The organism is Desulfobulbaceae bacterium (assembly GCA_015231515.1).
Classification (GTDB): Bacteria; Desulfobacterota; Desulfobulbia; order Desulfobulbales; family VMSU01; genus JADGBM01.
Genome location: JADGBM010000160.1, coordinates 1 through 5,103 on the forward strand (window position 1 = coordinate 1; position 5,103 = coordinate 5,103).

Annotated in this window: 4 protein-coding genes; all 4 read right to left on the minus strand. The window is 45.5% G+C overall.

Annotation, left to right across the window (positions count from 1 at the left end):
• A partial coding sequence (locus HQK80_15235) for a PAS domain S-box protein (protein ID MBF0223546.1) occupies positions 1 to 2,229 on the minus strand: 2,229 nt, incomplete at its 3' end.
• A 451-nt stretch (positions 2,230 to 2,680) separates the two neighbouring features.
• On the minus strand, positions 2,681 to 2,782 hold the full coding sequence (locus tag HQK80_15240) for a PEP-CTERM sorting domain-containing protein (GenBank protein ID MBF0223547.1): 102 nt from the start codon (positions 2,780 to 2,782) through the stop codon (positions 2,681 to 2,683).
• A gap of 117 nt (positions 2,783 to 2,899) precedes the next feature.
• Entirely contained in the window at positions 2,900 to 3,661 is a 762-nt protein-coding gene (locus tag HQK80_15245) for an ATP-binding protein (protein ID MBF0223548.1), read from the minus strand.
• A gap of 65 nt (positions 3,662 to 3,726) precedes the next feature.
• Entirely contained in the window at positions 3,727 to 5,094 is a 1,368-nt protein-coding gene (locus HQK80_15250) for an IS21 family transposase (GenBank protein MBF0223549.1), read from the minus strand.
• Between the last annotated feature and the right edge of the window lie 9 nt (positions 5,095 to 5,103).

The window sequence follows — 5,103 nt, forward strand, 5'->3', positions numbered from 1 at the left end:
TGCTTCCAGTTTCTGGGCTTGTCGCAGTCTAGTTTCTAGTTCGTTCTTTTCTTCTTCTGCGTATATTGACTCAGAAACATCTTCATGGGTGATAACTATATTTTGGACATCACCAGCGCTATTTTTTAATGGATATATTGTGGTGCTTAGCCATCTTACTCTACCTGGGCCTTTTGCTTCAGTTTCACCCCTGGAGTCATACTTGTAAACAGGAACCGTCACTAATTCACCGGCATATGCCCTTTTTACATATTCCATCAAACCGGAATCTTCGACCTCTTTACTTTTCAAGACGTTAAACTTGTTAACAGTATGGCTAGCCGGGAAACCCCATAACTTCTCATATGCTCGGTTCACTTCTACCTGAAGACCATCCGTGTCATACAGTTCAATCACAGAGGGCGATTGACGCATCATCAGCCTGAAACGTTCCTCGCTCTCCTTCATCGCATCCACCAAGCGCCTGCGGGCGCTGATATCTCTGTAATTCCCCAATACCCCGTTGATATCCTGGTCGTGTAGAAGGTTAACCCCGTTAAATTCGATCCATTTGTAACTGCCGTCCTTGCAGCGGTATCGGCATTCTATTGTGGTGGTTGCATTGGATTCACCCATGAGAGTGCCAAGAACTTTCAGTGCAGCCTCTTTGTCTTCAGGGTGAATGTTTTCCGATGCACCAAAGCCGACCACATCTTCCGGCTTCCAGCCAAACCATTTCTCAATGTTTGGACTTTGGTATTTGTTGATTCCATCCTGGTCAATGATGACGATTACATCACCAATGCTCGCTACCATTTTACTTTGAAGCCTTTCTTTTTTCTGCAGCGCCTCCTCAGCTTTTTTTCGGTCGGTAAAATCAGTAACAATGCCCTCAATAGCAATCGGTTTACCTGAATCAGACTGAATGAGAACATTTCGCTGGTGAATCCAGCGTGTTTCGCCGAATTGATCTAAGATCGGATACTCGTAGAAAGGAGGGATTTCGCCGGACAAAAGAAGTGACCACTGTTTCTCAAAATAATTGTGCCAGTCTGGGTGAATTATGTTCTTTATAAGAACGGGGGAGTCATAAAAATCTTGGGGAGAATGTCCAAAAATTTCTACTGCTGCAGGACTTATGTATTCATATTTCCCGTCAGGGAGAGACATCCTATAAATTACATCTCTGGTATTTTCTACAAGAAGACGATAACGTTCTTCACTTTTGAGAAGCTTGTCTTCAATTTCTTTCCGTTCTGTCAGATCCATATTCGTGCCTGTTACACGAATGGGTTTGCCATCCTGATCCCTTGTTATGGTGCCACGGGAAAGAACCGGCACATAATGTCCGTCTTTATGCTGAAGCCGAAATTCGACCTGATAACTGTCGGTATTATTGTCGAGAGCCCCAGGGAAAACATCGCTGACATGTTTTCCATCGTCAGGATGCATCAGTCTGTCCCAGAGAGCGGAGTCGGCAGGTAAAGCATTTTGAGTGTAGCCTAGCTGTGCCCACCATTGTGGTGAATAATAAAGCTCGTTTGTGATTAAGTCCCAGTCCCAAGGAGCATCGTTAGAACCCTTTATGACAAGTTCGAGCCTTTTTTTACTTTGTTTTAATAAGTCCTCTGCCTCTTTTCTCTCAAGAATATACCCTATGAGTTTTGCTGAAATCGCAAGTTGAGATTTCGCTGCTTTAACTATTTCAACAGGGCGGGGAACATAAGCATTCGCCAATTGGGTAAGTTCATCGATATCGACCTGGTATTGTTCCGCAATCTTCTGAAGTTTTTCAGGATCTGTGGGAGGAGAGCCGTATCCCATGTTCATGGCTCCAATTGCTTGCCCATTAGCAACGATCGGAACCGCATAGAGATGAAGACCTCCTGGACATTCTACATCAACAGGTTGGAGGGTTTTGATCGCCTCAAGTGCTGATTCATTCCAACAGCATTCATGGCAGATCCACTTACCGCATCTTAACGTCTCAACATCATCGTCTGTGCTGCATAATACTCTTGAGGCTCGGTCCAGATAGGTGCAGTAATTGGAAGAGGAAATGCCATAAGCATAGTCACCATTGACTTCATAAATAGCCGCTGATGTCCCCAGCAAATCAACGTAGTTGGCAACAATTTCAGCAAGTGTGTCTTTCCCAACCGTATCAAGGATTAAACGGCAGGTGTTTAACTCGGTCACATCACCGTATTCAGGAGGAAATTTAATCTCAGGATTCATTTGATCTTGCATTGGTTAAATCTGGTCATCTCAAGGGATAATACAAATATTTTAACTTACAAATCCCGCCATGAGGCTCAAGAAACCATTGCCCATGTTTCCTTATCAAGTTCATTTGTTATCTACAATCAGACTATCACCATAATTGCTGGATGTAAAACTTTAATTCAGGCAGAAAAGCATGGGGGATTTTCACACTATAAGAAAAGTTCAGATCGTCAAACTATGCCCAGCCGATCTTTATTATTCTGGGTATCTCAAAAGTTAAACTCTTATCTATCGAGATTCCCTGCCTCGGATGACTTTGGCAGATCCCACTCGTCCGTTACCAAGTTTATTGAAGGTCTTGACTTTAGGGGTTGTAAAGAGCAGAAGGACACATATTTACCTGTGCCAAATAAAAAAGGCTGAGCCAACTTAATGACCCAGCCTGTTAAGACTGATTAGAGACAGTTTGACTTTGTTATGCTTTCTTTTTACGTCTGAGTCGTGTTCCTGCGAGTCCAGCTAAACCAGTACCGAAAAGTAGCATAGTGGCTGGTTCTGGTACTGGTGCGTATTCCAATGAATTCGGCCAGGCACTCCGAAGTTATCCGGCCACCCAGTCCGGAGGAATTCGGCCGGTCAGTCCAACGGAATTCGGCCACCCCGAAACAGGTCTTTACGAAGGATGAATTTACATTTACCCGACCGTGCCAGTTGTTGTCAATTTAGACATTTTTTTTCTCATTGAATCACCGTCCTCGGTGAAGGCAATTCGATACGCATTGTGAACCAGTCTATCAAGGATTGCGTCGGCCATGGTAGGATCATCAATATATTCATGCCAACTTTTGACGGGTAATTGGCTGGTTACGATGGTAGACCTTCTATTGAACCTATCATCAAGTATTTCCAGCAAATCACGCCGGTGTTCACCAGACAATGGCATGATGCCCCAGTCATCAAGAATAAGTAACTCTGTTTTTGCAAGCTCAGTGAGGAGTTTGGTGTAACGCCCATCCGCTTTAGATATATTGAGGTCCTGCAGGAAACGGGGCAAACGAAGATATCGAACTCGATACCCCTCCCTGCATGCTTTTTGGGCGAGGGCGCAAGCCAGCCAAGTCTTTCCAATTCCTGTTGGGCCGGTAATTAAACAATTGAGGTGCTGCGAGATATATTTGCAGCTAAACAAAGAGGCCATCAGGGCCTTGTCAAGCCCTCGTGGAGTGCGGTAGTCGATATCTTCAAGGGCGGCATTTTCCTTTAGCTTTGCTTGTCGCAGCCTTGTCTGCAACCGACGATTTTCTCGTGTTGTGGATTCTCGGTCGGCCAGTAATCCCAAGCGTTCCTCGAAGGATAGCTCCGCGCTGTCAGGCAGCTGCATTTGTTCTTCAAAAGCATGGAGCATCCCGTTAAGTTTGAGAGATCGTAACTTCTCAATAGTAGGGTGGTTTAGCATGATAAATCTCCTTTATGTTTGTGGGAGCCCTTGTTTTTCAAGAGCTCTCTTTTAAAAATATGAAATCAATGAAAATAGTCTGCTTTTCTGGTGTTAGAGTGTTTAATTACTTTTGCTGCAGGGGCTGTGGGTGGCAGCGGCTGTTGGTCGAGATTTTTTTTAAGGATAGACTCAATGCTGCGATAGTTCCCGGCTCCAATGGCTAATCCTCTTCCACAGGCAGCTTCAAGGCGATCATCCCCATAAACGTTACCAAGCCTCATAAGCCCAAAACAGGTGTTGTATGATTGTTGAGGATACGGTCGAGAGTCGAGTATGTTGGAGACCACAGTCTTTGTTGCAGCCCCTGATTTTGCGGCCCAGCGAAGTAATCGTTCTGGGGACCAGTCTGCATATTCTTGATGACGCCGTGGCATGTGATCCCTGACCGTAACGTACTCGTTTTTTAAATAGCTGCGGCGGTGGCTGGCCACCCTTTTTCCTTTGAAAAAGATCTCAACAATCCTGGCTGTGACGCGGGCATCGAGCTGCCTTTTTACCAATGTGTAAGGGACCGAATAATAGTTGTCACATACACGAACATGTATATTTGGCGCGACTCTGACTTTTTTCCATTCTGCAAATTCATATGCATTCTGTGGTAGCGGTTGCAGGCAAGGTTTTTCCAGGGTTTCAAACAACTCTTTCCGGCTACTTTTAAATTTTTTAAACTGCCGATTATTGAGTTTTTCCAGGAGAGGCTTTATCGCCTCATTCAACTCTTCAAGACTGAAGAATTCACGGTTACGTAAACAGGCAAGAATCCAACGTTCCACGAGCAAAACTCCAGCCTCAGCCTTCGCTTTATCTTTTGGTTTTCTGGGCCTTGCCGGCACTACCGCAACGGAATAATGGACTGCCATATCCTGGTAGGTTGAATTGATGTCTGGATCATAGCGATGTGCTTTGTTGACAGCACTTTTGAGGTTGTCGGGTATGAGCAGCAATGGGCACCCTTTAAAGAAATTGAAGGCCCGGATGTGTGAACTGATCCAGTCGGGTAAGGTCTGTGACCTGGTAGCCTCTGCGTAGGTGTAGGAACTGGCGCCGAGTACAGCAACAAATATTTCAGCAGGCCGCACTTCCCCGGTTATACGGTTAATGATGCCGACCCGTTGCCCGGCGTAGTCGACAAAAAGTTTTTCTCCAGCTTTGTGGTCCTGGCGCATCACAACATTCTGGGTGCCCAGCCAATCTCTATAGATTTGGCAAAAATGGCTGTACTGATACCCTGCAGGGCTATCCTCTTTGTACTCTTGCCAAAGCAGCTGCAAGGTAACCCCTTTCCGCTTGAGTTCTTTGTATACGGCCGGCCAGGCCGGTAGGGGCCGATCCCCCTGTGCAATTATCGGAAGTGGTGGGAATAAAACCCGTTCTAGTTTTGCATCGTCCATATCTTCGGG